The 25,251-nt window shown below is 72.0% G+C and carries 25 protein-coding genes and 1 pseudogene; 19 read left to right on the plus strand and 7 right to left on the minus strand.

Annotated elements, in window-relative coordinates:
• Positions 1-37 precede the first annotated feature (37 nt).
• Together IF54_RS0130245 and IF54_RS0130250 are read left to right on the plus strand one after the other, a co-directional pair.
• A complete protein-coding gene (locus IF54_RS0130245) occupies positions 38-580 on the plus strand; it encodes a cysteine hydrolase family protein (RefSeq protein WP_030324483.1) in 543 nt (180 codons plus the stop codon).
• 126 nt (positions 581-706) lie between these two features.
• Positions 707-1,102, plus strand: a complete 396-nt coding sequence (locus IF54_RS0130250; RefSeq protein WP_020138448.1) for an SseB family protein — start codon at positions 707-709, stop codon at positions 1,100-1,102.
• 273 nt (positions 1,103-1,375) lie between these two features.
• Here IF54_RS0130250 and IF54_RS0130255 read toward each other — a convergent pair whose 3' ends face one another.
• The 4 genes from IF54_RS0130255 to IF54_RS0130270 all read right to left on the minus strand — a co-directional run bounded on the left by IF54_RS0130255 (position 1,376) and on the right by IF54_RS0130270 (position 4,507).
• On the minus strand, positions 1,376-2,362 hold the full coding sequence (locus tag IF54_RS0130255; protein WP_030324486.1) for an AraC family transcriptional regulator: 987 nt from the start codon (positions 2,360-2,362) through the stop codon (positions 1,376-1,378).
• 176 nt (positions 2,363-2,538) lie between these two features.
• A complete protein-coding gene (locus tag IF54_RS0130260; protein WP_030324489.1) occupies positions 2,539-2,928 on the minus strand; it encodes a MarR family winged helix-turn-helix transcriptional regulator in 390 nt (129 codons plus the stop codon).
• A 65-nt stretch (positions 2,929-2,993) separates the two neighbouring features.
• The gene (locus IF54_RS0130265; protein ID WP_030324491.1) at positions 2,994-3,344 is read right to left on the minus strand and encodes a VOC family protein; all 351 of its coding nucleotides are present in this window, start codon (positions 3,342-3,344) and stop codon (positions 2,994-2,996) included.
• A gap of 131 nt (positions 3,345-3,475) precedes the next feature.
• Positions 3,476-4,507, minus strand: coding sequence for a LacI family DNA-binding transcriptional regulator (locus tag IF54_RS0130270; RefSeq protein WP_030324494.1), 1,032 nt, complete (start codon positions 4,505-4,507; stop codon positions 3,476-3,478).
• Positions 4,508-4,705: 198 nt separating this feature from the next.
• Here IF54_RS0130270 and IF54_RS0130275 point away from each other — a divergent pair, with 198 nt between their 5' ends.
• The 14 genes from IF54_RS0130275 to IF54_RS43645 all read left to right on the plus strand — a co-directional run bounded on the left by IF54_RS0130275 (position 4,706) and on the right by IF54_RS43645 (position 19,597).
• Positions 4,706-6,727, plus strand: a complete 2,022-nt coding sequence (locus IF54_RS0130275; protein ID WP_030324497.1) for a beta-galactosidase — start codon at positions 4,706-4,708, stop codon at positions 6,725-6,727.
• Between the two features lie 227 nt (positions 6,728-6,954).
• Positions 6,955-7,242 carry a helix-turn-helix domain-containing protein gene (locus IF54_RS0130280; protein ID WP_030324498.1) on the plus strand — a complete coding sequence of 96 codons (288 nt, stop codon included), beginning with the start codon at positions 6,955-6,957 and terminating at the stop codon, positions 7,240-7,242.
• A 28-nt stretch (positions 7,243-7,270) separates the two neighbouring features.
• Complete coding sequence (locus tag IF54_RS0130285; RefSeq protein ID WP_030324499.1) at positions 7,271-8,233, plus strand: SMP-30/gluconolactonase/LRE family protein; 963 nt, start codon at positions 7,271-7,273, stop codon at positions 8,231-8,233.
• A gap of 167 nt (positions 8,234-8,400) precedes the next feature.
• Entirely contained in the window at positions 8,401-8,856 is a 456-nt protein-coding gene (crcB, locus tag IF54_RS0130290; RefSeq protein WP_030324500.1) for a fluoride efflux transporter CrcB, read from the plus strand.
• Positions 8,853-9,245 (plus strand): DUF190 domain-containing protein, encoded by a 393-nt coding sequence (locus tag IF54_RS0130295; RefSeq protein WP_030324502.1) that lies wholly within the window; start codon positions 8,853-8,855, stop codon positions 9,243-9,245. Before crcB (IF54_RS0130290) ends, IF54_RS0130295 begins: the two co-directional genes overlap by 4 nt.
• Positions 9,242-9,616 carry a fluoride efflux transporter CrcB gene (gene crcB, locus IF54_RS0130300; RefSeq protein WP_030324505.1) on the plus strand — a complete coding sequence of 125 codons (375 nt, stop codon included), beginning with the start codon at positions 9,242-9,244 and terminating at the stop codon, positions 9,614-9,616. Before IF54_RS0130295 ends, crcB (IF54_RS0130300) begins: the two co-directional genes overlap by 4 nt.
• A gap of 74 nt (positions 9,617-9,690) precedes the next feature.
• Positions 9,691-10,527, plus strand: coding sequence for an undecaprenyl-diphosphate phosphatase (locus tag IF54_RS0130305; protein ID WP_030324508.1), 837 nt, complete (start codon positions 9,691-9,693; stop codon positions 10,525-10,527).
• A 257-nt stretch (positions 10,528-10,784) separates the two neighbouring features.
• A complete protein-coding gene (locus tag IF54_RS0130310) occupies positions 10,785-11,522 on the plus strand; it encodes a FadR/GntR family transcriptional regulator (protein WP_078852165.1) in 738 nt (245 codons plus the stop codon).
• On the plus strand, positions 11,519-12,973 hold the full coding sequence (locus IF54_RS0130315; RefSeq protein WP_030324513.1) for an amino acid permease: 1,455 nt from the start codon (positions 11,519-11,521) through the stop codon (positions 12,971-12,973). The genes IF54_RS0130310 and IF54_RS0130315 overlap by 4 nt, the downstream gene beginning before the upstream one ends.
• Before the next feature lie 126 nt (positions 12,974-13,099).
• On the plus strand, positions 13,100-14,116 hold the full coding sequence (locus IF54_RS0130320; protein ID WP_030324515.1) for an asparaginase: 1,017 nt from the start codon (positions 13,100-13,102) through the stop codon (positions 14,114-14,116).
• Between the two features lie 116 nt (positions 14,117-14,232).
• Positions 14,233-15,645 (plus strand): aspartate ammonia-lyase, encoded by a 1,413-nt coding sequence (gene aspA / locus IF54_RS0130325; RefSeq protein ID WP_030324517.1) that lies wholly within the window; start codon positions 14,233-14,235, stop codon positions 15,643-15,645.
• A 56-nt stretch (positions 15,646-15,701) separates the two neighbouring features.
• Positions 15,702-16,631: a glutaminase gene (locus IF54_RS0130330; protein ID WP_030324519.1), complete on the plus strand. Its 930-nt coding sequence runs from the start codon at positions 15,702-15,704 to the stop codon at positions 16,629-16,631.
• Positions 16,632-16,784: 153 nt separating this feature from the next.
• A complete protein-coding gene (mptB, locus tag IF54_RS0130335) occupies positions 16,785-18,245 on the plus strand; it encodes a polyprenol phosphomannose-dependent alpha 1,6 mannosyltransferase MptB (RefSeq protein ID WP_051735592.1) in 1,461 nt (486 codons plus the stop codon).
• Positions 18,242-19,597, plus strand: coding sequence for a glycosyltransferase 87 family protein (locus IF54_RS43645; RefSeq protein WP_030324523.1), 1,356 nt, complete (start codon positions 18,242-18,244; stop codon positions 19,595-19,597). The genes mptB and IF54_RS43645 overlap by 4 nt, the downstream gene beginning before the upstream one ends.
• A gap of 83 nt (positions 19,598-19,680) precedes the next feature.
• Here the strand turns inward: IF54_RS43645 and IF54_RS41575 are convergent.
• The 3 genes and pseudogenes from IF54_RS41575 to IF54_RS0130360 all read right to left on the minus strand — a co-directional run.
• Positions 19,681-20,517 (minus strand): annotated as a pseudogene (locus tag IF54_RS41575) (D-alanyl-D-alanine carboxypeptidase family protein); the annotation flags it as partial.
• 158 nt (positions 20,518-20,675) lie between these two features.
• Positions 20,676-21,809 carry a transcription termination factor Rho gene (gene rho / locus IF54_RS0130355; RefSeq protein WP_030324527.1) on the minus strand — a complete coding sequence of 378 codons (1,134 nt, stop codon included), beginning with the start codon at positions 21,807-21,809 and terminating at the stop codon, positions 20,676-20,678.
• Positions 21,810-22,038: 229 nt separating this feature from the next.
• A complete protein-coding gene (locus tag IF54_RS0130360; protein WP_030324529.1) occupies positions 22,039-22,866 on the minus strand; it encodes a class I SAM-dependent methyltransferase in 828 nt (275 codons plus the stop codon).
• A gap of 154 nt (positions 22,867-23,020) precedes the next feature.
• Here IF54_RS0130360 and IF54_RS0130365 point away from each other — a divergent pair, with 154 nt between their 5' ends.
• From IF54_RS0130365 to IF54_RS0130375, 3 genes are read left to right on the plus strand one after another with little or no spacing between them, the layout of a single operon-like run.
• Positions 23,021-23,683 carry a YciI family protein gene (locus IF54_RS0130365; protein ID WP_030324531.1) on the plus strand — a complete coding sequence of 221 codons (663 nt, stop codon included), beginning with the start codon at positions 23,021-23,023 and terminating at the stop codon, positions 23,681-23,683.
• Entirely contained in the window at positions 23,680-24,021 is a 342-nt protein-coding gene (locus IF54_RS0130370) for a YciI family protein (RefSeq protein ID WP_030324534.1), read from the plus strand. Before IF54_RS0130365 ends, IF54_RS0130370 begins: the two co-directional genes overlap by 4 nt.
• The gene (locus tag IF54_RS0130375) at positions 24,018-25,247 is read left to right on the plus strand and encodes an RNA polymerase sigma factor (RefSeq protein ID WP_030324535.1); all 1,230 of its coding nucleotides are present in this window, start codon (positions 24,018-24,020) and stop codon (positions 25,245-25,247) included. The genes IF54_RS0130370 and IF54_RS0130375 overlap by 4 nt, the downstream gene beginning before the upstream one ends.
• Positions 25,248-25,251 lie beyond the last annotated feature (4 nt).

Below are 25,251 nucleotides of genomic sequence, written 5' to 3' on the forward strand. Positions count from 1 at the left end.
AGGTGACTACGGGAGGCCGTATGACGGGGGAAGCCGTATGACCAAGGGACGGCTCGCCGCCATCGACATGCAGCGTGTCTTCGCCGAGCCCGACAGCCCCTGGGCGGCCCCGCGCTACGCCGAGGCGGCGGCAGGGGTACGACGGCTGCTGCCGGCCTTCGCCGACCGGGTCACCTTCACCCGCTTCGTCGCCCCCGCGGAGCCCACCGGCGCCTGGCGGGCCTACTACGCGCGGTGGTCCTTCGCCCTCCAGCCCGCGGACGCCCCGCTGTGGCGGCTCACCGACGACTTCGCCGACCGGGCACCCCACGTCCTGGACGCCACCACCTTCGGCAAATGGACCTCCGAGCTCGCCGCCCTGGTCGCCCCCGAGGGCCGGCTGGTCCTGACCGGGGTCAGCACCGACTGCTGTGTCCTGTCCACGGCCCTCGCCGCCGCCGACGCCGGAGTCGAGACATGGGTGGTGTCCGACGCGTGCGCCGGCGTGGACGACGACGCGCACCGCAAGTCGCTCGACGTGATGGGGATGTACGGCCCGCTCATCCGGATCGTCACGGTGGACGAAGTCCTCTCGTCCTGAGCTCGCTGATTCCCCGGCCTCTCGTACGCATGCTCTCGGCACGCTCGGGTACGCGAGCAGGACCGCGCCCCGGGCGATCATGTCCGCGGGCGGGCCTGCACGACAGCCGCTACCAGGGGATCTGCCATGGACACACCCGCCAATGACCACACCGCAACACCGGCCCAGCGGGCGCTGGACGCGCTGACGCAGAACACCGAGGACACGACGGCGCTGGACACCCTCGCCACCAGCGAGGTGCTCATCCCGGTGCCGGACGATGCCGCCGACGAGGACACCACCGTGGCGCTGCCCGTCCTGGAGCAGCAGGACGGAGCTCCCGTGGTGCCCGTGTTCACCTCCGAGACGGAGATGGCCGAACTGCTGCCGTTCGTCTCCCGCTACCGCCTGGTGCCGCTCGGTGCGCTCGCCGCGCAGTGGCCCGACGGCGACCTGTCGCTCTCGATCGACGCCAGCTCCACGCATCCGCTCACGCTCACCTCCGAGGGCGTGCGCACGCTGCTGGCGCGACCGCAGGGCTGACCCCACAGGACCCAGGGCCGACCACACGGTGGGGGCCCGGCCACCACATACGACGGAGGGGGAGCGGCCGGGCCCGCAGTAGGTGCGGACCTGCTCCCGCCACCGCACCCCGGCTCCCGCCCGCGGAACAGAGGATGAGCGGCGCCGACTCTGCTCATCCCCGGCGCGCCGTGCGATCGCCGTGTCCCGACCATAGGACCGATCCGAGAGGCCGTCGCTCCGGAATACGAGGCGCGTGTCCGCAAAACGCGGCGGATCGGCGGGCGCGACGGCTCACACGGAGCGCAGGGTCTGCGAGGGCGACTCCCCGAAGCGCTCCCGGTACCGGCGGGCGAAACGTCCCAGATGCACGAACCCCCACGCGTGGGCCACGTCCGTCACGGTCGTCGTCCCCGGCGCCGCCGCCCGCAACTGCCGGTGCACCCGCTGGAGCCGCACCTCGTGGACGTAGGCCATCGGCGACATGCCGACATGCCTGCGAAAAGCTTCCTGGAGGGTGCGCAGGCCGACCTGGCCGATGGCCGCGAGCCGGTTGGCGTCGTACGGCTCGGCAGGCAGTTCCTGCACGGCGTCCATGACCCGCTTCACGGACGCCGGCCGCATCGGCGGGGGAGGGGCCTCCAGGGCCGCGCGGAAGGTGTGGTCCGTGGCGAACAGCATCCCCTCCAGGAGCGTCTGTTCGAGACGGCCACGGATCATGGGACGGCTCAGCAGTCCATGCGCCACGTCCCGCTCCAGCAGGTTCCACATCGCGAGCCGCATCCAGCTCAGCCCCGGCCCGCGGGAGACGTCCAGGTACGGCCCGAAGCGCGGCGGGCGGCTCACCGAGCGGCCCAGGAGCACCTCCAACTGCCGTAGCAGGGCCACCTTGTCGATCTTCACCGTGAGGGCCTGGCAGTCGGCGGACCAGGTGTCGATCCGGATGTCCCGCCCCGGATCGAAGACCAGCGCCCGCCCCTGGGTGGAGAACTCCACCCTGCCGCGCCCCTCCTGGACGCTGAAGCAGCCGCTGAAGGGCACGGCGACGTGGTAGACGCCCGGTTCGCCGAAGCTCATCCGCATCTCGGTGCCGAACCGCACGTCCCCCACGGTGAGCGCGCCGAGCTCCACGACCTCGAGCCGGGTGGCGAACCGCGCGGCCGGTCCGGCGACTTCGAGCCGCAGGTCGTAATAGTGGGCCGCGATCGCGTCGTGCGCCTCCTCCAGGGAGGTCGTCGCGTAGCTGCTGAACTCGGCGGCACGCTCCCCGTCCCCGGCCAAGGCGTCGTCAGCCCCTTCCCCGCTCGGCGTCTGCTGTTCAGCATGGCCCCGGGGGCGAGAACTCATGCCGGGCGGGAGGGGGCCGGGTTTCACAGGGGCCGTCACGGAGGGCGGCCGGTACGGCTTTCGCCGAGCGGGAAGCCCGTCCCTCTCGATCTGCCGCCGTGCCCCGGAACCTAGTCGGCCAGCGTGCGGGCGAGCACCTCGCGTTGCAGGGGGAGTACCTCCGAGTGCAGGTCACGGCCCTTGCGGGTGAGGGAGACCCACACGCCCCGCCGGTCCTCCACGCACACTGACCGCTCCACCAGGCCGTCCTTTTCCAGGCGGCCGATCAGCCGGGACAGCGCGCTCTGGCTCAGGTGCACCCGGCCGACGAGGTTCTGCACCCGGCACTGGTCGCCCTCCCGGGGCGACTCGGTGGCGAGGATGTCGAGCACCTCGAAATCGCTCGCGCCCAGCCCGTGCGGGTGCAGCACGCGGTCGATCTCGCAGATCGTGCGCGCGTGCACCGACAGGATGTCCCGCCACCGCTCCTCAAGACCGGTTCCGGCCGTGTTCAGCGCCATAAGTGAACGGTAACACCGAACGGACCAGTCGTTGAGCGTGCAACTAGTGCATGCGCAAGGAGGTCTCAGGTCTGGGGGTCCTGGGTGATCCCCACCAGGTTGCCGTCCGCGTCCTTGACGAAGGCGATCAGCTTGCCGCCACCGACGTCCTGGACGTCCTGAAGGGTCTCCGCGCCCGCCGCCACCAGCGCCGCGAGCGTGGCCCGGATGTCGTCGACGTGCCAGTAGGGAACCGGCCCGGTCATGCCGCGGGCGTGCCCGTTCGGGTCGAGGCCGACGTCCTGCCCCGCGTCCTTGAAGCCGACGTAGTACGGCTCGTCCGCGTAGGGCTCCACCCCCAGCAGTGCGCTGAACAGCGCCTTCGCGGCGGCGAGGTCCTTGACGGGGTAGATGATCGTCTTGAGGCCTGCGGTCATGGTGTGCTCCTCCGTGAGGTGTTCCCGACGTTTTCCGTCGGTGGTCTCACGCTAGGCCGGGGGAGCGGGGACCGCTTCTCCGATCCTGACCGGTCGGCGGCGCCCCCGCTCCGCCACCGCTGCGGCAGGCGTCACGTCGACTCCCGTCGCACCAGTTCCGTCGGCAGGATCACCGCCGCCGGGTCCTCGCCGCCGAGCTGGGCCAGCAGGACGCGGACCATCTCGGCGCTGATGCGGTCGTAGGGCTGGCGGATCGTGGTGAGGGCGGGGACGGCCTCGGTCGCCGCGACGGAGTCGTCGAAGCCGCCCACCGACACGTCCTCCGGGACCCGGCGGCCCGCGCGGCGCAGTGCGGTCAGGGCACCCAGGGCCATCAGGTCGGAAGCGACGAACACGGCGTCCATGTCCGGCGCCCGGGCCAGCAGGGACTCGGTGGCCGCCTCCCCGCTGCCCCGGCTGTAGTCGCCGGAGATCACGAGCCGCTCGTCGATGCCGATGCCCGCCTCCGCGAGCACCTCCTTGTAACCGGCGAGGCGGTCGACTCCGCCCGGTGAGTCCGGCGGACCCGTCACGATGCCGATACGGCGGCGGCCTCGTGACAGCAGATGGCGCACCATGTCACGGGCGCCGTCCCGGTCGTCCGCGGCCACGTAACTCACCTTGGAGCCGGACCTCATGGGCTTGCCGCACTGCACGACGGGCACGCCCGCCTTGTGCAGCTCCTCGGCCACCGGGTCGGCGGAATGGCTGGTCACCAGGAGCACCCCGTCGAGGTGGCCTGCCGTGATGAACCGCTTGATCCGGCGCCGCTCGTCCTCGGTGCCCGCCAGCATCAGCAGCAGCGGGATGTCGTGCGCGGCGAGCGCCTGGGTGCAGCCGCGCAGCAGGACGTTGAAGTTGGGGTCCTCGAAGAACCGCTCCTGGGGCTCGGTGAGGAGGAAGCCGACCGAGTCGGAGCGTCCGGTGATCAGCGAGCGGGCGTGCCGGTTGACGACGTAACCCGTCTTGCGGATCGCGGAGTTGACCGCCTCCTGCGCGGCGGGGGAGACGTAGTGTCCGCCGTTGAGCACACGCGAGACCGTGCCCCGCGAGACCCCCGCCTCGCGTGCCACGTCGTGGATCGTCGGCGCTTTGCGCCGGCCCCCCGCATTGTTCATGGTCAAGACTCTAAGCCCCGTGCGGACGGCGCGGGGGTCCTGATCGGCGGGACACCTCGGGCAGCGGGCGCCCCGGCTGGGATCGTGCACAGAAAAGTTCAAGGATAGGCACTTGGCAAGGGTTGACCCTGTGCGGTTATCTTGGGCCGCAGGCTTCCAGCGCTGTGTGTGCACGTTCCCAACCAATTGACTCGGGAGAGACCCATGCCGGAGACCACCCCCAGGGGCCTCAGCAGGCTCGCCTTCGGCGGGGACTACAACCCCGAGCAGTGGCCGGAGAGCGTCTGGGACGAGGACGTCCGGCTGATGCGGGAGGCCGGGGTCACCATGGTCAGCGTCGGGATCTTCTCCTGGGCGCTCCTGGAGCCCGAGCCCGGCGTGCACGACTTCGGCTGGCTGGACCGGGTCGTCGACCTGCTCCACGAGAACGGCATCCGCGTCGACCTCGGCACCCCCACGGTCGCCCCGCCCAAGTGGTTCTACCGCGCCCACCCGGACGCGCTGCCGGTCACCGCCGACGGCACCCGTCTCGCCTTCGGCTCACGCGGCGCCATCTGCCACAGCAACAGCGCCTACCGAGCGGCCGCCGCCGCCATCACGACCCGGCTCGCCGAGCGCTACGCCGACCACCCGGGCCTCGCGATGTGGCACGTGCACAACGAGTACGGCGTCCCCGTCTCCGCCTGCTGGTGCGACTCCTGCGCCGCCCACTTCCGCCGCTGGCTGGAGACGAGGTACGGCGGGGTCGACGGGGTCAACGAGGCCTGGGGCACCGCCTTCTGGGGCCAGCACTACACGAGCCTGGAGCAGATCGACCCGCCGCGCACCGCCGCCACCGTCGGCAACCCGGGCCAGGCGCTGGACTACAAGCGGTTCGCCGACGCGACCATGCGCGAGAACTTCTGCGCCGAGCGGGACATCCTGCACCGCCTCTCCCCGGGCGTCCCGGTCACCACCAACTTCATGACCGCGCTCAGCCAGTGCGACTCCGTCGACTACTGGGCGTGGGGCCGCGAGGTCGACATCGTCACCAACGACCACTACCTCATCACCGACGGCCGCCGCACCCACGTCAACCTCGCCATGGCGGCGGACCTCACCCGCTCCGTCGCCGGCGGCGCCCCCTGGATCCTGCTGGAGCACTCCACCTCCGGCGTCAACTGGCAGTCCCGCAACCCCGCCAAGGCGCCCGGCCAGATGGCCCGCAACTCCCTCGCGCACGTGGCCCGCGGCTCCGAGGGCGCCATGTTCTTCCAGTGGCGCCAGTCCAGGCGCGGCGCCGAGAAGTTCCACTCGGCGATGGTCCCGCACGGCGGCACCGACACCCGCGTGTGGCGCGAGGTCGTCGAACTGGGCGCCGCCCTCGACTCGTTGAGCACCGTCCGCGGCACCCGCACGCGGGCCGACGTGGCGGTCCTGTGGGACTGGCACTCCTGGTGGGCGCAGAACCTCGACTGGCGGCCGAGCGTCGACCACGACGCCCGCGAGCGCGCCGACGCCTTCTACGAGGCGCTCTACGACCGCCACCTCACGGTCGACTTCGCCCACCCGGAAGCCGACTTGTCGGCCTATCCCCTTGTCGTCGTACCGGCGTCGTACCTGATGACCAAGGAGGCCGGGCGCAACCTCACGCGGTACGTCGAGAACGGCGGCACCCTCGTCGTGTCGTACTTCTCCGGCATCGTCGACGAGCACGACGCCGTCCACGAGGGTGCCTACCCCGGCGCGCTGCGCGACGTCCTCGGGCTCACCGTCGAGGAGTTCTCGCCCCTGCTCCCGGAGCAGCTGGTCCGGGTCACCGGCCCCGACGGCTCCGAGCTCACCGGGGACGTGTGGACCGAGTTCGTGGTGCCGCGCGGCGCCGAGACCGTGTGGACGTACGCGGACGGCCTGACCGCGGGCCACCCCGCCGTCACCCGGCACCGCCATGGCCGGGGCACCGCCTGGTACGTCTCGACCCGTCCGACCGCCCGGGGTCTCGACGCGCTGCTCGGCTGGGCCGCCGAGGACGCCGGGCTCCCCTCGCGCGCCGACCTGCCCCACGACGTCGAGGTCGTCCGGCGTGACGGTGCGTCCGGTTCCTTCGTCTTCGTGGTCAACCACACGGCGACGGAGGTCAAGGTGCCCGTTGACGGGGCGGGCACCGAGCTGCTGACCGGCGAACGCACCGCGGACCGCCTGGCGGTTCCGGCCGGTGCGGTCCGGGTCGTACACCTCGATGCCTGAGCCCGTCCGGCCACCTACCCCGCCGACTCCCCTCCGCCCGCGAGACCACGAGCCGCGGGCGGAGGGGGCCTCATCCCCCGTCCCGCCCCGGTCAGGGGTCGTACGCGCGTCGAACAGCCCCTTCTCGAAGCGGAGTTCGATATCGGACAAGCTCCGCGACCCCGGGACAAGGCAGCCGCCGCTGCGGGACAGTGGTGGCACGCAGAGGGAGGGGCGGAGGAGACGAGATGCTGAGGACTCCGACCGGCCGGCGGCGCCTGGACATCCTGGAGTGGCTGAAGGACCCGGCCGCGCACTTCCCCGCTCAGCGGCACATCGACCCCGTGGAGGACGGCGTCTCCGCGCACGCCGTCGCGGTCAAACTCGGCGTGTCGCGCTCGGTCGCGGAAACCCATCTCGGCCTCCTCGTGAACACCGGCCTGGTGCGCACCAAGAGAATCCGGTGGCGTACGTACTACCGTCGCGACGAGATGCGCATCGCCGAGGTGGCGCGCATGTTCGAGAAGGGCTGGTAGCGGCCCGCACCGGAAGGGCAGACAGCACATGGACCGTCCCACCGAACTGACCCCACGCCACTACGTCGCCCTCGGCGGCCACGGTCCCGAGGACGTCGTCGCCGACGCCCGGGGCCGGGTCCTGACCGGCGTGGCGGACGGCCGCATCCTGCGCGTCGACGGCCTGACGGAACCCGTCGCACCCCGTGTCGAGGTCGTCGCCGACACCGGCGGCAGGCCGCTCGGCCTCGAACTCCTCCCGGACGGCGCCCTGTTGGTGTGCGACGCCGAACGCGGACTGCTGGGCGTCGACCTCACCGACGGCTCGGTGCGTGTCGTCGCCGACGAGGTGGCGGGGGAGAAGCTGCGGTTCACCAGCAATGTGGTCGCGCTGTCCGACGGCAGCGTGTACTTCACCGTCTCCAGCCGCCGATACCCCCTCGACCAGTGGATCGGCGACATCGTCGAACACACCGGGACCGGGCGGCTGCTGCGTCTGGCTCCCGGTGACGACACCCCCGAAGTCCTCCTGGAGGGGCTCCAGTTCGCCAACGGCCTCGCGGCGAGCGCCGACGAGTCCTTCCTCGTCGTCGCCGAGACCGGCGCCCGGCGCCTCACCCGCTACCGGCTCGACGGGCCCCGTGCGGGCCGCACCGAACCCCTCGCCGAGAACCTGCCCGGCATGCCCGACAACATCTGGCGCGGTGGGCCCGACGGCCCGATCTGGGTCTCCCTCGCCGGACCCCGGGTCCCCCCGCTCGACCTGCTGCACCGCGCCACGCCACCGGTCCGCCGAGCCGCCGCCCGCGTCGCCGTGGGCGCCCCGTACCGGCCCACCGGGTTCGTCGGCGTCCTCGCGCTCGACGACGAGGGCCGCACCGTCCACCACCTCACCCGCCACCGCTCCCGGTTCCGCATGGTCACCAGCGTGTGCGAGGCCTCCGGCCACCTGGTCCTGGGCAGCCTGTGGGAGCGCGGCATCGCGCTGTGCGAGCCGCCCGCCGCGAAGTGACCCCGGCCGGGCCCCGGCGTTACCCTGGTCCTCGGTCGCGATCACCCTCGCGACGCGGCGGTGGGGCCCGCCGTACCCGAACCGCGGCGAAGGTGCCGCCAACGGTCCCTACTTGCGATGGAGCGCGCCCGCACGCCCGGGCACCGGCGAGTAGGAGAGACACCACGATGACAGCCCCGGAAAGCCTCCGCGCCCCCGCGCGGCCCCCACGCCAGTCCCCGTGGCAGGGCCAGGCGCCCGTGGTGGCGGTGGTCGCCCTCGGCGGCGCGCTGGGCGCGACGGCCCGCTACGCCCTCGCGCTGCACTGGCCCGCGCACCCGGGCCAGTTCCCCTGGGCGACCTTCTGGACCAACGTCGTCGGCTGTGCCGTCATCGGCGTCTTCATGGTCGTCATCACCGACGTGTGGGCCGCCCACCGCCTGGTCCGCCCCTTCTTCGGCACCGGCGTCCTCGGCGGCTTCACCACCTTCTCCACCTACGCCGTCGACATCCAGAAGCTCGTCGACCACGGCCGGCCCGTCACGGGCCTGGCCTACCTCGCCGCGACCCTGCTCGCGGCCCTCACGGCGGTGTGGCTCGCGTCCACGGCGGCCCGCCGCGTCCTGAAGCGGAGGCAGCCATGACGAGGCTGACCGGCAGCGCGCTGCGCCTCACCGTCCACATCGGCGAGAACGACACCTGGCACCACAAGCCCCTCTACTCCGAGATCGTGCACCGCGCGCACGCCGCCGGGCTCGCCGGGGCCAGCGTCTTCCGCGGCATCGAGGGCTTCGGCGCGTCCTCCCTGATCCACACCTCCCGGCTGCTGTCCCTCAGCGAGGACCTGCCGGTGGCCGTCGTCATCGTCGACACCGAGACGCGCGTACGGGAGTTCCTGCCGCAGCTCGACGAGCTCGTCACCGAGGGACTGGTGACCTTGGACCCGTGCGAGGTGATCCGGTACGTCGGCCGCGACGACCCCGAGGCGCCGAATCAGGGCAGAACGGGCACGAAGGGTAAGAAGTCGTTGTGAACTGGCTGCTGGTCGTCGTGGGTGCCGTGGTCGGTGCCCCGCTCCGCTACCTCACCGACCGGGCGATCCAGTCGCGGCACGACTCGGTCTTCCCGTGGGGCACCTTCGCCGTCAATGTCACGGGGTGCCTGATCCTGGGCCTGCTCACCGGCGCCGCGGCGGCGGGGGCCGCCGGGTCCCACCCCCAGCTGTTGCTGGGCACCGGCCTGTGCGGGGCGCTGACGACGTACTCGACGTTCTCGTACGAGACCCTGCGTCTGGCCGAGGCCGGGGCGCGCTTCTACGCCGTCGCGAACGTGACCGCGAGCGTCGTGGCAGGTCTGGGGGCGGCCTTCGCGGGCGTCGCGCTCGGGCAGGTGGTGTGGGCGTAGGAGTTCCGTCCTCGCCCGCGTGTAGTAAGACTGTGCCCTCCGCACCTGCCTTCCCCTGAGAAGAACTGGATCCCATGAGCGTCATCAGCGTCGGTCAGGCCGTCGTCCTCGGAGCCGTCGAGGGAGTGACCGAGTTCCTCCCCGTCTCCTCCACCGGCCATCTGAAGATCGTCGAGGGGTTGATGAACATCCCCGTCGACGACGACGCCGTGGTCGGGTTCTCGGCCGTCATCCAGGTGGGCGCGATCGCCGCCGTGCTCGTCTACTTCTTCAAGGACATCGTGCGGATCGTCTCCGCGTGGGGGAGGGGCCTGGTCCACAAGGAGGAGCGCTACCACCACGACTACAAGTTCGCGTGGTGGGTGATCGCCGCGACCGTCCCGATCGTCGTCGTCGGTCTCGCCGCCAAGCCGCTCATCGAGGGGCCGCTCGCCTCGCTGTGGGTGGTCGCGGGCTCGCTGATCGTCGGCAGCGGGGTGATGTGGGCGGCGGACCAGATGGGCCGGCACAAGCGGGGCGAGGACGACACCTCCTTCAAGGACGCCATGCTGGTCGGCAGCTCGCAGATCCTCGCCCTGCTGTTCCCCGGCTTCTCCCGCTCGGGCGCCACCATGTCCACGGCCCTCATCCTCGACCTGGACCGCGTCGCCGCGACCCGCCTCTCCTTCTTCCTCGGCATCCCCGCCCTCACCGGCGCCGGCATCTACGAGCTCAAGGACGCCCTGGGCGCGGGCGTGGGCGCGGCACCGCTCGCCGTCGGCACCGCGGTCTCCTTCGTCGTCGCCTACGCCTCCATCGCCTGGCTGCTGAAGTTCGTGGCGAAGCACTCCTTCAACGCCTTCGTGATCTACCGCCTCGTCGTCGGCGTCCTCCTCTTCGGCCTGCTGGCCACGGGGACGCTGTCGGGCTGAACCGGGACGGGGGGCGGGGGTCGCGCTCGGCAGGGCACGGCTGGAGCGGCCGGCCGGGCCTTCGCCTTGGCTCCGGCGATTCACGCGGCTTCTGCCCGCTTGACCCCTGCACCCCCACCCGCGTCGGCGTAGTGCCGCCCGGTGCCGCCCGGTACCGCCCGCCTGCCGGTGCTGCCGCCCGACGCCGCGAGGTGCTCGCACCCCAGGGCGCCCCGGACTCTTGACAGCACCCTCTGGTCGCCCGGAGTATCTCTCCCGTGAACCTGTCAGACAGCCGGACAGCCAGTCAGCCCCCTCGGCGCATCAGTGCCATGGAGGCCGTCCTGGCACACCTGCGTGGCGCCATCGAGCGCGGGGAGTACGCCATCGGCGACAAGCTCCCCTCCGAGGCGGAGCTCTGCCGGACCCTGGAGATCAGTCGGCCCGTGCTGCGCGAGGCCCTCAGGGCCCTTCAGACCATGGGGCTGACCGTCTCCAAGACCGGCAAGGGCACCTTCGTCGTCGCCGACGCGGTGGAGGACCCCACCTTCGGCGACTACGCGGCCAGCGACCTTCTGGAGGTCCGCCGGCACGTCGAGATCCCGGTCGCCGGGTACGCGGCCAACCGCCGCACCCCGGAGAACCTCGACCACCTGGCCCACCTCCTGGACCGGATGGAGCGGGAGACCGACACCACCGCGTGGGTCGCGATGGACACCCTCTTCCATCTCGCCGTGGCCGAGGCCGCCCAGAACCCGGTCTTCCGCCGGGTCATCGAGGAGATCCGCGACGCACTGGCGCGTCAGTCGGCGTTCCTCAACGAACTGGGCGGCCGCCGCGAGCAGTCCAACCGCGAGCACCGCGCGATCGTCGAGGCGCTGATCGACGGTTCCGAGCACGACGCGGTCGAGGCGATGTCCCATCACCTCGACCGCGTCGAGACCACCCTCACCGACATCGTGCGTTCCCCGCGCACGGATGCGGACCCCTCCAAGGAAAGCGAAGCCCAGGCGTGAGCGAGCAGAGCCTGCACGACGATGTGCGGAAACGTTCCAGCCATGTCGACGCCGGAGACGAGGGCTACAGCAAGTCGCTGAAGTCCCGGCACGTCAACATGATCGCCATCGGTGGCGCGATCGGCACCGGCCTCTTCCTCGGCGCCGGCGGCCGCCTCGCCGACGCCGGCCCCTCCCTGTTCATCGCCTACGCGGTCTGCGGCGTCTTCGCCTTCCTGGTCGTCCGCGCGCTCGGCGAACTCGTCCTCTACCGGCCCTCCTCCGGCGCCTTCGTGTCCTACGCCCGGGAGTTCCTCGGCGAGAAGGGCGCGTACGTCGCAGGCTGGATGTACTTCCTGAACTGGGCCACCACCGGCATCGCCGACATCACCGCGGTCGCCCTCTACACCCACTACTGGGGCATGTTCGCCGACATCCCGCAATGGGTGCTCGCGCTCATCGCCCTCGCCGTCGTCCTCACGGTGAACCTCATCTCCGTGAAGATGTTCGGCGAACTGGAGTTCTGGTTCGCCATCATCAAGGTGGGCGCGCTCGTGGCGTTCATGCTGATCGGCATCTTCCTGCTGGCCACCCAGCACCCCATCGACGGCCACCACCCCGGCCCGGCGCTGATCACCGACAACGGCGGCGTCTTCCCCAACGGCATGCTGCCGATGTTGCTGATCATCCAGGGCGTCGTCTTCGCCTACGCCTCCGTCGAACTGGTCGGCGTCGCCGCGGGCGAGACCGAGAACCCCGAGAAGATCATGCCCAAGGCGATCAACTCGATCATGTGGCGCGTCGGCCTCTTCTACGTCGGCTCGGTCGTCCTGCTCTCGATGCTGCTGCCCTGGAACAAGTACACGGCCGGCCAGAGCCCCTTCGTGACCGTCCTGTCCAACATCGGCATCCCGGCGGCCGGCGGCGTGATGAACCTCGTCGTCCTCACCGCGGCCATGTCCTCCCTCAACTCCGGCCTGTACTCCACCGGCCGCATCCTGCGCTCCATGGCGATGTCCGGCTCCGCCCCGAAGTTCACCGCGGTGATGAGCCGCAACCAGGTCCCCTACGGCGGCATCCTGCTCACCAGCGGCATCTGCGTCCTCGGTGTCGGCCTCAACTACGTCGTCCCCTCCGACGCGTTCGAGATCGTGCTGAACTTCGCCGCCATCGGCATCCTCGCCACCTGGGGCATGATCATGGTCTGTCACCTGCTCTTCTGGCAGAAGACGGAGAAGGGCGACCTGACCCGTCCCGGCTACCGACTGCCGGGATCCCCCTGGACCGAACTCGTGACGCTGGCCTTCCTCGCCTCCGTCCTGGTCCTCATGTACGCCGACGGCGGCGCGGGCCGCACCACCGTGCTGTGTCTCCCGCTGATCGTCGCGGCCCTGGTCGCCGGCTGGTTCGCGGTCCGTGGCCGGGTCGCCCGGGCGGCCGCCGCAAACGAATCCACCGGCGTCGACGGGTGAGTGCCCGCGTGGACGCCGGGGCCGACCCCGCCGGCGTCCACGCGGCATGCTCGCGCGCGACCGAGACTCCACATCCACCGGCGCCGACACGCCACCCGCGTGGCGCCTCCCGAGAAACAGGCAGTGATGTTCAGCAGTTCCGTCGCGGACGCACCCCTTGTCCGTGAGCCCCTCCACGCTCCCGTCGCCCACCTCATCCGCGGTGGCCTGGTCGAGGGCATCCACTACGGATCCGTCGTCATCCTCGGCCGGGACGGGGAGGTCCGCTTCCAGCTCGGTGACATCGAGGCCGCGTTCTACCCGCGCTCGGCGCTCAAGCCGGTCCAGGCCGTCGCCATGGTCCGGGCCGGGCTGCCCCTCGACGGCGAGCTCCTGTCGCTGACCGCCGCCAGCCACTCCGGCGAGGAACGCCACCTCGACGGGGCACGCCGCATCCTGGAACTGGCGGGGATCACCGAGGACGCCCTGCGCAACGTCCCGGACATGCCGTTCGGTCCGGCGGTGCGGGACGAGTGGATCCGGGACGGACGCGGACCGTCCCGGCTCGCGCAGAACTGCTCCGGGAAGCACGCGGCGATGCTGTACACCTGCGTGCTCAACGACTGGCCCCTGGACGGGTACCTCGACCCCGCGCACCCGCTCCAGCAGGCGATCGCCGAGATCGTGGAGGACCTGACCGGGCAGCGGATCGCGCGCGTGACGGTCGACGGCTGCGGTGCGCCGCTGTTCTCCGTCTCCCTGCACGGCCTCGCGAGGGCCGCCGCCCGGATCACCTCCGCGGCTCCCGGTACGCCCGAGGCGCGGGTCGCCGACGCGATGCGTGCGCATCCGGAGATGGCGTCCGGGGCGGGGCGCGATGTGGCCGCGCTGATGAAGGCGGTGCCGGGGCTGCTGGCCAAGGACGGGTTCGAGGGGGTCGAGGTCGCGGCCCTTCCCGACGGGCGGGCCGTCGCCGTCAAGATCTCCGACGGGGCGAACCGGGCGCGGATTCCGGTGGCTGCGGCGGCGCTTGCCCGTTCCGGGGTTCCGGCGGATCTGCTCACGGAGTTTCAGGGGGAGGCGTTGCTCGGGGGCGGCCGTGAGGTCGGGTCTGTGCGGCCCGTTCGTTCGCTGGACCCCGTTTGCGTGTCTGCCTGCGCCTGAGAGCTCGAGTCAGCAGGTCGTCGGGCGGGTGCGGGTTGGTTGTGGCTGGTCGCGCAGTTCCCCGCGCCCCCAAGAAGAATCTCACCTGAACCATCCTGGAAGAAGGCCCCATCCTCATGACCGCCCTCATCAGCCGCCGCGAGCACGACCTGTTGGGTGATCGGGACGTTCCCGCCGACGCCTACTGGGGTGTGCACACTCTGCGGGCCACCGAGAACTTTCCCATCACCGGCACCCCGATCTCCGCCTACCCGCATCTGATCGACGCCCTCGCCGCCGTCAAGGAGGCCGCCGCGCTCGCCAACGAGGAGCTGGGGCTGCTGGAGTCCCGCAAGGCGGCCGCGATCGTCGAGGCCTGCCGGGAGATCCGGGACGGGAAGCTGCACGACCAGTTCGTGGTGGACGTGATCCAGGGGGGCGCCGGTACCTCCACCAACATGAACGCCAACGAGGTCATCGCGAACCGGGCGCTGGAGCTGCTGGGGCACGAGAAGGGGCAGTACTCGTTCCTGCACCCCAACGAGGACGTCAACCTGGGGCAGTCGACCAACGACGTCTACCCGACCGCCGTCAAGGCAGCGACGGTCTTCGCGGTGCATGGGCTGCTCAAGGCGATGGCCGTACTCCAGGACTCCTTCGCCCGTAAGGCCGTCGAGTTCCGTGATGTGCTCAAGATGGGCCGTACGCAGTTGCAGGACGCGGTGCCCATGACGCTCGGTCAGGAGTTCTCGGCCTATGCGGTCATGCTGGACGAGGACCGCAGCCGTCTTGACGAGGCCGTCGAGTTGATCCATGAGATCAACCTGGGCGCCACGGCCATCGGGACAGGACTCAATGCTCCCGTCGGGTACGCCGAGTCGGCCCGCCGTCACCTCGCCAAGATCACCGGGCTCCCGCTGGTCACCGCCGCCAACCTGGTCGAGGCGACCCAGGACTGCGGGGCGTTCGTCCAGATGTCCGGCGTACTGAAGCGCATCGCGGTCAAGCTGAGCAAGAGCTGCAACGACCTGCGGCTGCTGTCGTCGGGTCCGCGGGCCGGTCTCGGCGAGATCAACCTGCCGCCCGTGCAGGCCGGTTCGTCGATCATGCCGGGCAAGGTCAACCCGGTGATCCCCGAGGTCGTCAACCAGGTCGCCTTCGAGGTCATCGGGAACGATGTCGCCATCACCATGGCCGCGGAGGCCGGACAGCTCCAGCTGAACGCCTTCGAGCCGATCATCCTGCACTCCCTGTCCGAGTCGATCACCCACCTGCGCGCCGCCTGCCTGACGCTCGCCGAGCGCTGCGTGGACGGCATCACCGCCAACACCGAGGTGCTGCGCCGGACCGTCGAGAACTCCATCGGCCTGGTCACCGCCCTCAACCCGCACATCGGCTACACGGCCGCCACCGACATCGCCAAGGAGGCCCTCGCCACGGGCCGCGGGGTGGCCGAACTCGTCCTGGAGAAGGGTCTGTTGCCCGCCGAGACCCTCGCCGAGCTGCTGCGCCCCGAGGTGCTCGCCGGCAGCGGCACGCCCGTGGCCTGACGACCCTCACCTGCCGCGATGCGCCCCACGACCGGCCCGGAGGCACAATAGTGATCATGACAACGACGTCGTCGCTGACCTTCCAGCCGGTCCTGGAGCGCATCGCCGAGGAGATCGCCCGAACCCCGGGCCGCGGCCGCGCCGCCGACTACATCCCGGCGCTTGCCGCCTGTGACCCGCGCAGCTTCGGCATGGCCGTGGCCGAGCTGGACGGCACGGTGTACGGGGTCGGGGACTGGCGCGAGCCGTTCTCCACGCAGTCCATCACCAAGGTGTTCACCCTCGCCCTCGACCTGGCCCGCGAGGGAGACGAACTCTGGGAGCACGTGGGCCGCGAGCCCTCCGGCAACCCCTTCAACTCCCTGGTCCAGCTGGAGTACGAGAACGGCATCCCGCGCAACCCGTTCATCAACGCGGGCGCCCTCGTCGTCACCGACCGCCTGCACAGCCGTACCGCGGACGCGGCCGGCGAACTCCTGTCCTTCCTGCGCGAGGAGAGCGGCAATCCGGACCTGGACTTCGACGAGGAGGTCGCCGCGTCCGAGGCGGCGCACGGCGACCGCAACGCGGCCCTGGCCCACTTCATGGCCGCGTACGGCAACATCGACAACGACATCCCCGCCCTGCTCGACCAGTACTTCCGCCAGTGCTCGGTCCGGGCGTCCTGCGCCGACCTGGCCCTCGCCACCGGCTTCCTGGCCCGCCACGGCATCCGGGCCGACGGCACCCGCCTCCTCACCCGCAGCCAGGCCAAGCAGATCAACGCCATCATGCTGACCTGCGGCACGTACGACGCGGCGGGCGACTTCGCCTACCGGGTGGGCCTGCCCGGCAAGAGCGGCGTGGGCGGTGGCATCATCGCGGTGGTACCGGGCCGCTGCACCCTGTGCGTGTGGAGCCCGGGCCTGGACGAACGCGGCAACTCGGTGGCGGGCGTCGCGGCCCTGGACAGGTTCACGACCCTGACGGGCCTGTCGGTGTTCTGAGCGCGCCACGGTCCTGGAGCGGTCTGTCGGTGTTCTGAGCGCGCCACGGTCCAAGAGCGCCGCCCCCGGGGTGCGAGCGACCGGCCCGTACCGGTCACACTCCGGTCGCCACCCTGTCGCCTCCCCGCCACCCCCGACTGTCATGCTGCCGACGTGTTGGCCAACATCCCCGTCGATCTCCGCCGCTGCCAGGTCCTCGGTCTGGTCGGCACCGCGTTTCTCGCCGCAGGGGGTGAGACCGCGGGCGCCCTGCCCGTGCGCGAGCTCCTCGCCCCGGCCTCGCCGCAGGCCGCGCTGGGACTGGTGGGCGTCTACTTCGGCGTCGTGCTCCTGATAGCGGCCTGGCTGCTGCTCGGCCGTCTGGTGCGCGACCCCTCGACCCGGCCCGGCACCCGTGAGCTCATGGTCGTCCTCGTCGTCTGGTCGGCCCCGCTGCTGCTCGCCCCGCCCCTGTTCAGCAGGGACGTCTACAGCTACCTCGCCCAGGGCGCCATGGCCGACGCCCACATGGACGTCTACACCCACGGCCCGGCTCTTCTCGGCGGCCCCCTCGCCGACGAGGTCGCCCCCATGTGGCGCGACACGGCCGCCCCTTACGGGCCCGTGTTCCTCGGTCTGGCCTCCGCCCTCGCGAAGGCGTCCCGGGGCGAACTCCCCGCCGGTCTGTTCGGGATGCGGCTCGTCGCCCTGCTCGGCGTGGCCCTCATGGCGGCCGCCCTGCCCCGGCTCGCCCGGCACAGCGGCGCCGATCCGGCCGCCGCGCTCTGGCTCGGCGCCCTCAACCCGCTCGTCCTGCTCCACCTGGTCGCGGGCGCCCACAACGACGCCGTGATGCTGGGACTGCTCGGCCTCGGACTGGTCGCCGCACTGGGGAGATGGCCCGTCCTGGGGGCCGTCCTCGTGACGCTGGCCGCGCTGGTGAAGGCGCCCGCCGTGCTCGGGCTCGCGGCGATCGTCGTGCTGCGCATCCGGGCCGGCGACCGTCCGGCGAGAGCCGTCCTGACCGCCGCCGCGTCGGCCGCCGCGACCACGGTCGCCGCGACGGCCGTGGCGGGCACCGGCTACGGCTGGATAGGCGCCCTCAACACCCCGGTGTCGTCCGGCAACTGGGCCCTGACCAGCCTCCTCGGCCGCGCCACCGCGGCCCTGCTGAATCGGTACGGCAGCGACCTGGCCCCGCTGGCCGTCCCCGCCTGGCACGCCCTCGGCGTGGTCCTCGCCGTCGCTCTCATCGCCTGGACATGGCTGCGCCTTCGCCCACGACCCCTCTACGCCCTCGGCCTCAGCCTCGCCACCGTCGCCGCCCTCGGCCCGGCGATCCGCCCCTGGTACGCCCTGTGGGGCCTGTTCCTGATAGCGGCCGCCGCGCCCAGCGCCTCCGTACGGCACCGCGTGGCCGCCCTGACGGGGGTCCTCGCCCTCGCGACCCTGCCCAGCGGCGGCCCCGCCGACGGCGGCCAACTGGTCCTCGCAGTCTCGGGCGGAGTACTCGCCCTGGTCGTGCTCGGCCAGGCCCACCAGACCGCGCGGGCCGCCCCGGGACTGGCCCACCGGACCGGCCGGCCCGCGACGAGGCAGGCCCACCGGACCGCGCCGACGGGACACACGGCATGAGGGCGCCGGGCACCGACCGCGGCCGACTGCTCCTGGTCCTGACCGTGGCCGCCGCCGTCACCGCGTTCACGGCGACCGTGCCGCTGCTGCGCGACTGGTTCGACCTGCGCGTCTACCACGGAGCCGTCGACAGCTGGCTCCACCACGGCGGACGGCTCTACGACTACCGGGTCCCGGGAACGCCGTACGGCTTCACCTACCCGCCGTTCGCGGCCGTCGCCATGGTGCCCATGGCCCTGCTCGGCCTGCGCACGGCCATCGCCGTCGGCCTGCTGCTCAACCTGGCCGCGCTGGCCCTGGTCGTACGCCTGCTCACCGGCCGCGCATGGCGGCGCTTCGGGTGGTACGGCTGCACCCTGGGCGCCTGCGCGCTCGCGCTGTTCGAACCGCTGCGCGACACCTTCAGCTTCGGCCAGGTGAATCTGCTGCTGCTGGCCCTCGTCCTCGTCGACGCCTGCCTGCTCGCGACCGGCCGGGGACGCCTGGCCGGCGTCGGGATCGGTCTGGCCGCCGCCGTGAAGCTCACGCCGGCCCTCTTCATCGGCCTGCTCCTCGTCACCCGACGCTGGCGCGCGGCGGCGGTCGCCACCGTGGTGGCGCTGGCGGCTACCGGGTTCGCGGCCGTCGTGGCCCCTGACGCCTCCCGCTTCTACTGGACCGACGCGATGTGGGACACGACCCGGGTGGGCCGCCTGGACTACGTCTCCAACCAGTCGCTCCAGGGCATCCTGGCCCGGCTCGGCGAGACGGACCGCGCGGTATGGGCCGTGGCCGTGCTGCTGACCCTGTGCGTGTGGGCCGTACGGGCCCGGCGGGCCGCCGCGGCACAGGACTGGACGGCCGCCTTCGCACTGACCGGACTGACCGCCTGCCTGGTCAGCCCGATCACCTGGGTCCACCATCTGGTGTGGCTGCTGCCCTCGTTCGCCGTCCTGGTGCGCGCGGGGCACCCGCGGATCGCGGGCGCCCTGTACGCCGTGCTGTGCACCAGCGTGGTGTGGCTGTGGTTCGACGACGCCTCCGGCGTAGACGGGTTCCTCGGCAGCAACACCTATGCGTGGATCACCCTGGGCCTGCTGCTGTGGCTGCCGGTCGGTCAGCCCCGGGCCGCCCGCCCGAACCTGGCCCTGAGCGCCAGGGCCATCGACCCCGCCCCGAGCCCGGCCGCGCCCAGGATGGCCCAGGTCTCCAGCCAGCCGGGTCCCGCGGCCGACGGTGACACGGCCGCCGCGACCGGCACGGCCGCGGGACCCGGCCTGGGCCGTACCCGCAGTGCGTCCAAGGAGCCCACCGGATCGACCCGCCCGGCCGCGGCGAACCCCCAGTCGAGCAGCGCGCGCGCCTCCTCGTAGACGGTGAAGCCGCCGCCGGACTGGGGGTTCATCACCGTCACGACGAGGGTGCGGTCGCCCCGGCGGGCGGCGGCGACGAGCGTGTTGCCCGCGTGGCTGGTGTAGCCGTTCTTGATGCCGATGAGCCCGTCGTAGCGCGCCACGCCGTTGGCGCCGGTCAGCAGCCGGTTGGTGTTCTGGATCCCGTACGACCATCCGCCCCGGCCCGGGAAGCTGGCCGTGGCGGTGCCGCAGTACCGGGCGAAGTCCGCGTTGCGCAGCCCCGCCCGGCCGAAGACCGCGAGGTCGTACGCGGAGGAGACCTGGCCGGGGGTGTCGTAGCCGTCGGGGGAGCGGACGTGGGTGTCACGGGCGCCCAGCGCCTTGGCCTTTGCCTGCATCCGGGTGGCCGCCGCGCGCCAGCCGCCGCTCAGCCGGGCCAGGACGTGCACGGCGTCGTTGCCGGAGTTGAGGAAGACCCCGCGCCACAGGTCGGCGACCTGGTAGGTCTGGCCCTCGGCGACCCCGACCAGGCTGCTGCCGGGCCCGATGCCCGCGAGATCCTCCGGCCGGACGGTGTGCCGGAGCCCGCCGGGCAGCACGGGCAGCACGGTCAGGGCGAACAGGGTCTTCAGTGTGCTGGCCGGCGGCAGCCTGCGGTGGGCGTCGTGGGCCGCGAGCACCTCCCCGCTGCGGGCGTCGGCCACCACCCACGACAGTGCGGACACGTCAGGGACGCGGGGTGCGCCGGGGTGCGGGCGGGCCTGTGTGCCGGACTGGTACAGCAGGGCGGGTGACACGGCCGGGGTGCGGGGCCTGCTGGGTGCGCCGGGTCCGGAGCCCGTGTGCGCGGCCGCCGTGGCGGGGGCGAGCGCCAGCAGACCCGTCATGCACAGCGCGCAGGCCGGGACGGCAAACCGGGAGGGAAATCCGATTGTCATACCGCAAAGCTAGGAACGGACCCGCCGTACACCGCGCTGCCCGGGCCGTGCGGCCCGCGTGAGTACCCGGACGGACGAGGGGCCGCGGGCGCCCGCAGGGGTGATGACCCGTCAGTCACCGGGCCCGTCAGTCACCGGGCCCGTCCCTCGACTGCCCGTCAGCCCGTCGGCAGCGTCGGCTGGATGCGGCGCAGGAACGTCGCGTTGTCCGGGGTCTCGCGCATCCGCTCCAGGAGCGTCTCGAGACTGGCCTGGCCGTCACGGGTCTGGAGCGCCCGGCGCAGACCGTGGACCGTGGCCAACTCGGCCGACGGCAGCAGGAGTTCCTCGCGGCGGGTGCCGGAGGGGTTGACGGCGACGGCCGGGAAGACCCGCCGGGAGGCGAGTTCGCGGTCCAGGCGCAGCTCCATGTTGCCGGTGCTCTTGAGCTCCTCGAAGTAGAAGTCGTCGGCACGCGAACCGGTCTCCACCAGGGCGGTGGCGAGGATGGTCAGCGAACCGCCCTCCTCGGCGAGCCGCGCGGCACCGAAGAACTTCTTCGGCCCGATCAGCGCGGTCGCGTCGACGCCCCCGCTGAGCGTGCGGCCGTTGCCGGAGGCCGCGTTGTTGTGGGCCCGGCACAGCCGGGTCAGGGAGTCGAGCAGGATCACGACGTCCTCGCCGGCCTCGACGAGCCGCTTCGCCCGCTCGATGACCAGTTCGGCGAGCGCGATGTGCTGCTTGGGCGTGCGGTCGAACGTCGAGGCGTACACCTCGCCTCGCACGGAGCGCCGCATGTCGGTGACCTCCTCGGGGCGTTCGTCGAGGAGCACCACCATCAGGCGGCACTCGGGGTGGTTGCCGGCGGCCGCGGCCGCGATCTGCTGGAGCAGCACGGTCTTCCCGGTCTTGGGCGGTGCCACGATCAGCCCGCGCTGGCCCTTCCCGACGGGGGCGATCAGATCGGCGACCCGTCCGGTGAGGCCGGACGCCGGGTGCTCGAGCCGGATCCGCTCGCGCGGGTGCAGCGGGGTCAGGTCGTGGAAGTGGCGGCGGTTCCGGTCGGGGACGCGGCCGTCGACCCGGGCGATCTCGGTGAGGGCGCGCTGCTCGCCGCGGGTCCCCTCGACGAGATCGCCCTTGCGCAGGCCGTACCTGCGGATCAGAGCGGGGGAGACCTGGAGGTCGGAGGGTGTCGGGAGCAGACCGGCGGAGCGGAGGTGACCCTTGCCGTTCGCGTCGATGTCGAGCACGCCGGTGACGGTCCGGACCGGGGTCTGCTGGATCGGGGGGTTTTCGAGTGTGGTGGTCATCAGGGTGGTCCTTTCGAGGACACGGGGCATGGGACATGCGGAAGGAAGGGGGGTGAGCCGCGCACGACGGGAAGGCGGACATGGCGCCTTCGGGTGGCGGAAGACAGCACCTCGCGAACTACGAGGTGGTGAGGAGAAGCCGGTACAGCGACCGGCGAAGGAAAGGAGAACTGGCACCGGCGCCCTGACGGGGCGTACACAAGTGCTAACAGGACCGTACCACGACGGCTCAGCGCGTGGCGAGGAGTCCGTAGAGCAGCGGAATGCGCGGTGCGGGCAGTCGCCACCAGCCGGACGCGGTGCGCGTCATCCGCTCCCAGCGCGGCCAGGGCAGCTCGTCGCTCTCGCGGAGCCGGAGGACATGCAGTCCTGCCCCGGTCAACGCGTTCACGACCTCCCCTATTCCGTGCATCCACTCGAAGCTTTCCGTGGCGCCCTCGACGGCGGGGCCGTCGGTGTAGGTGTGGGTCGCGTTCCGGCGGACGGGTCCGTCGCCGCCCAGGTAGTCGTGGCGCAGCAGCAGCTCCGGCCCTTCTCCCTCGCCGGGCTTCGGGCCGAGGGAGTTGAGCAGCGGGTGGAACTCGACGACGTACAACAGGCCGCCGGGGCGCAGCAGTTCGGCGACCACCGCGGCCCACCGCTCCAGGTCCGGCAGATAGCAGAGTGCTCCCTTGCCGGTGTACACGACGTCGAACCGCCGCCCCTCGAGCGCCTCGACGGCGTCGTACACATTGGCCCGCACGTACTCGGCCTCGACGCCCGCCCTCGCCGCGACGTCCCGCGCGGCCGCCACCGACGCCTCCGAGAAGTCCAGGCCCACCGCCCGGGCGCCGCGGCGGGCCAGGGCCACCGTCTCGGTGCCGAGGTGGCACTGGAGGTGGAGCACGTCACGGCCGGTGAGGTCGCCGAGGTCCTCCCACTCGAAGGGGGCGAACCAGCGCTCGGGATCGAGCTCCTGGTCGAGGCCGTAGAACCGGCTGGCGAGGTGGACGGGGGTGCGGGCGTCCCAGTTGGCCTGGTTGACCCGCATCAGCCGCGCGTGCTCGTCGGAGGACATGGCCCCATCCAACCGCGAACCGGGCGGCGCCGCGCCGACGTGCGGAAACACGGCCGGATCTCAGCCGCTCCGATTTTTTCCGCGGCCGGTGTCGATTCGCCTCGGTCCCGTTCGTCGGTGGGGTGTAGGAAGCTCATGAGGACCGGGAGGAACCATGAAGTACATGCTGCTCGTCTGCGGCGACGACACCAACGACGCCTCGGACATGGCCCCCGTCGAACCCTGGGTCGACGAGCTCGGCGACCGTGGCGTACGGCTGCACGGGCACCGGCTCGCCGAGCCCGCCGACGCGGTCACCGTCCGGGTGCGCGGCGGTGAGGTGCTGCGCACGGACGGCCCGTTCGCGGAGACCAAGGAGTACGTCGCCGGCTTCGACATCCTGGAGTGCGACAGCCTGGAGGAAGCCCTGGAGGCCGCCGCCAAGCACCCTGTCGCCACCGTCGGCGCCATGGAGGTGCGCCCGTTCTGGGAGGACGAGGACGCCGAGGGCGAGATCCGGCGTCTGGACGCCGAACTGACGGACGCGGCCCGCGCCGGGGACGTCGAGCGGGCCCTCGCCTGCTACGCGCGCGACGCGCAGGTCGTGGCGGACGGTCGCGTGGAGCGGGGTGTCGAGGCACTCCGCAAGGCCTGGTCGGAGACCGGGCCGGTCGTCGGCGAGGTCCTGGAGTTCGCGATCCACGTCGACGAGAGCATCGCCTTCGGCCACGCCCTCGTCCGCACCGGCGGCGGGCTCCGGCGCGTCACCACCGGCTACCGCAACGTCGGCCCGCGCTGGCTGATCGTCCACGAGCACGTCACGGAGGCCACGTCATGAAGTACGTGCTGCTGATCTGCACCCCGGTCGACGGCGAGGAGCTCAGCCCCGCCGAGATCGCCGCGGACCCCCGGTTCACCTCGTACATCCACGAGGTCCGCACCCGGGACCTGGTCAAGGGCGGTGCCCGGCTGCGTCCCGCCTCCGACGCCACCACCGTGCGCGTCCAGGGTGACGAGGTCCTGCTCACCGACGGCCCGTTCGTCGAGTCCAAGGAGTACATCGCCGGCATCGACATCATCGAGGTCGCCGATCTCGACGAGGCCATCTCCCTCGCGTCCCGGCACCCGGCGGCGCTCCGGGGCGGCTCGGTGGAAGTGCGGCCCGTGTGGGAGTGACCCCGGAGGAAGCCGTCGCCGCCGCCTTCCGCGAGGAGTGGGGCCAGGTCGTCGCCACCCTGATCCGGGTGACCGGCGACTGGGACCTCGCCGAGGAGTGCGCGCAGGACGCCTTCACCCAGGCCCTCGACCGGTGGCGGCGCGACGGAGTCCCGCGCCGCCCCGGCGCCTGGCTCACCACGACCGCCCGCCACCGGGCCATGGACGTGCTGCGCCGGGAGGCCGTCGGAGCGCGGAAACTACAGGAGGCGGCGATGCTCACGGCCCCCGAGGAGCCGTACGACGACAGCGGGGTCGAGGACGACCGACTGCGCCTGATCTTCACCTGCTGCCATCCCGCGCTGCACATCGAGGCCCGGGTCGCCCTGACCCTGCGCACCCTCGCCGGGCTGACCACCCCGGAGATCGCCCGCGCCTTCCTGGTCCCGGAGGCGACGATGGCGCAGCGCCTGGTGCGCGCCAAGAAGAAGATCCGCAACGCGGGCATCCCGTACCGCGTGCCGCCCGCCCATCTGCTGCCGGAGCGCACCAGGGGCGTGCTCGGGGTGATCTACCTGCTCTTCAACGAGGGGTACGCGGCCACCTCGGGTGTCGACCTCGTACGGCGGAGCCTGTGCGCGGAGGCGATCCGGCTGGCCCGGGTCCTGGCGCGCCTGATGCCCGACGAGCCCGAGGCCCTCGGCCTGCTCGCGCTGCTCCTGCTGCACGACGCCCGCCGGGACACCCGCGTGGACGACGACGGCGACCTGGTCACCCTGGAGGACCAGGACCGCAGCGCGTGGGACCACGCCGAGGTCGAGGAAGGCGCCGGGCTCCTGGAGACCGCGTTGCGCCGGGGCCGCCCCGGGCCGTACCAGATCCAGGCGGCCATCGCCGCCTGTCACACCACGGCACCCACCGCGCAGGACACCGACTGGGCCGACATCGCCGCCCTCTACGGCGAGTTGCAGCGCTTCGTGCCCTCGCCGGTGGTCCGCCTCAACCGCGCGGTGGCCGTCGGCATGTCCCAAGGAGCCGACGCGGGGCTGGAGTTGGTCGCCGAACTGGAGCGGGAGGGTGAACTGAGCGGTTACCACCTGCTCCCGGCCACCCGCGCCGACCTGCTGCGCCGCAGCGGCCGTACGAAGGAGGCGGCCCGGGCGTACGAGCGGGCGCTGGACCTGGTGGAGAACGACGCCGAGCGCGGCTTCCTCGAAAGGCGTCTCGCGGAGTGCCGCTCGGTGTAGAGGC

Origin of the sequence: Streptomyces sp. NRRL B-3229 (genome assembly GCF_000719505.1) — a bacterium.
Classification (GTDB): domain Bacteria; phylum Actinomycetota; class Actinomycetes; order Streptomycetales; family Streptomycetaceae; genus Streptomyces; species Streptomyces griseorubiginosus.

Excerpts from the sequence above, each read along its gene's own strand:
- IF54_RS0130245 (WP_030324483.1), top strand. The coding sequence starts at position 38 with ATGACCAAGGGACGGCTCGCCGCCATCGACATGCAGCGTGTCTTCGCC.
- IF54_RS0130250 (WP_020138448.1), top strand. The coding sequence starts at position 707 with ATGGACACACCCGCCAATGACCACACCGCAACACCGGCCCAGCGGGCG.
- IF54_RS0130260 (WP_030324489.1), bottom strand. The coding sequence starts at position 2,928 with ATGGCGCTGAACACGGCCGGAACCGGTCTTGAGGAGCGGTGGCGGGAC.
- IF54_RS0130265 (WP_030324491.1), bottom strand. The coding sequence starts at position 3,344 with ATGACCGCAGGCCTCAAGACGATCATCTACCCCGTCAAGGACCTCGCC.
- IF54_RS0130275 (WP_030324497.1), top strand. The coding sequence starts at position 4,706 with ATGCCGGAGACCACCCCCAGGGGCCTCAGCAGGCTCGCCTTCGGCGGG.
- IF54_RS0130280 (WP_030324498.1), top strand. The coding sequence starts at position 6,955 with ATGCTGAGGACTCCGACCGGCCGGCGGCGCCTGGACATCCTGGAGTGG.
- IF54_RS0130285 (WP_030324499.1), top strand. The coding sequence starts at position 7,271 with ATGGACCGTCCCACCGAACTGACCCCACGCCACTACGTCGCCCTCGGC.
- crcB (WP_030324500.1), top strand. The coding sequence starts at position 8,401 with ATGACAGCCCCGGAAAGCCTCCGCGCCCCCGCGCGGCCCCCACGCCAG.
- IF54_RS0130295 (WP_030324502.1), top strand. The coding sequence starts at position 8,853 with ATGACGAGGCTGACCGGCAGCGCGCTGCGCCTCACCGTCCACATCGGC.
- IF54_RS0130305 (WP_030324508.1), top strand. The coding sequence starts at position 9,691 with ATGAGCGTCATCAGCGTCGGTCAGGCCGTCGTCCTCGGAGCCGTCGAG.
- IF54_RS0130320 (WP_030324515.1), top strand. The coding sequence starts at position 13,100 with ATGTTCAGCAGTTCCGTCGCGGACGCACCCCTTGTCCGTGAGCCCCTC.
- aspA (WP_030324517.1), top strand. The coding sequence starts at position 14,233 with ATGACCGCCCTCATCAGCCGCCGCGAGCACGACCTGTTGGGTGATCGG.
- IF54_RS0130330 (WP_030324519.1), top strand. The coding sequence starts at position 15,702 with ATGACAACGACGTCGTCGCTGACCTTCCAGCCGGTCCTGGAGCGCATC.
- IF54_RS43645 (WP_030324523.1), top strand. The coding sequence starts at position 18,242 with ATGAGGGCGCCGGGCACCGACCGCGGCCGACTGCTCCTGGTCCTGACC.
- rho (WP_030324527.1), bottom strand. The coding sequence starts at position 21,809 with ATGACCACCACACTCGAAAACCCCCCGATCCAGCAGACCCCGGTCCGG.
- IF54_RS0130360 (WP_030324529.1), bottom strand. The coding sequence starts at position 22,866 with ATGTCCTCCGACGAGCACGCGCGGCTGATGCGGGTCAACCAGGCCAAC.
- IF54_RS0130365 (WP_030324531.1), top strand. The coding sequence starts at position 23,021 with ATGAAGTACATGCTGCTCGTCTGCGGCGACGACACCAACGACGCCTCG.
- IF54_RS0130370 (WP_030324534.1), top strand. The coding sequence starts at position 23,680 with ATGAAGTACGTGCTGCTGATCTGCACCCCGGTCGACGGCGAGGAGCTC.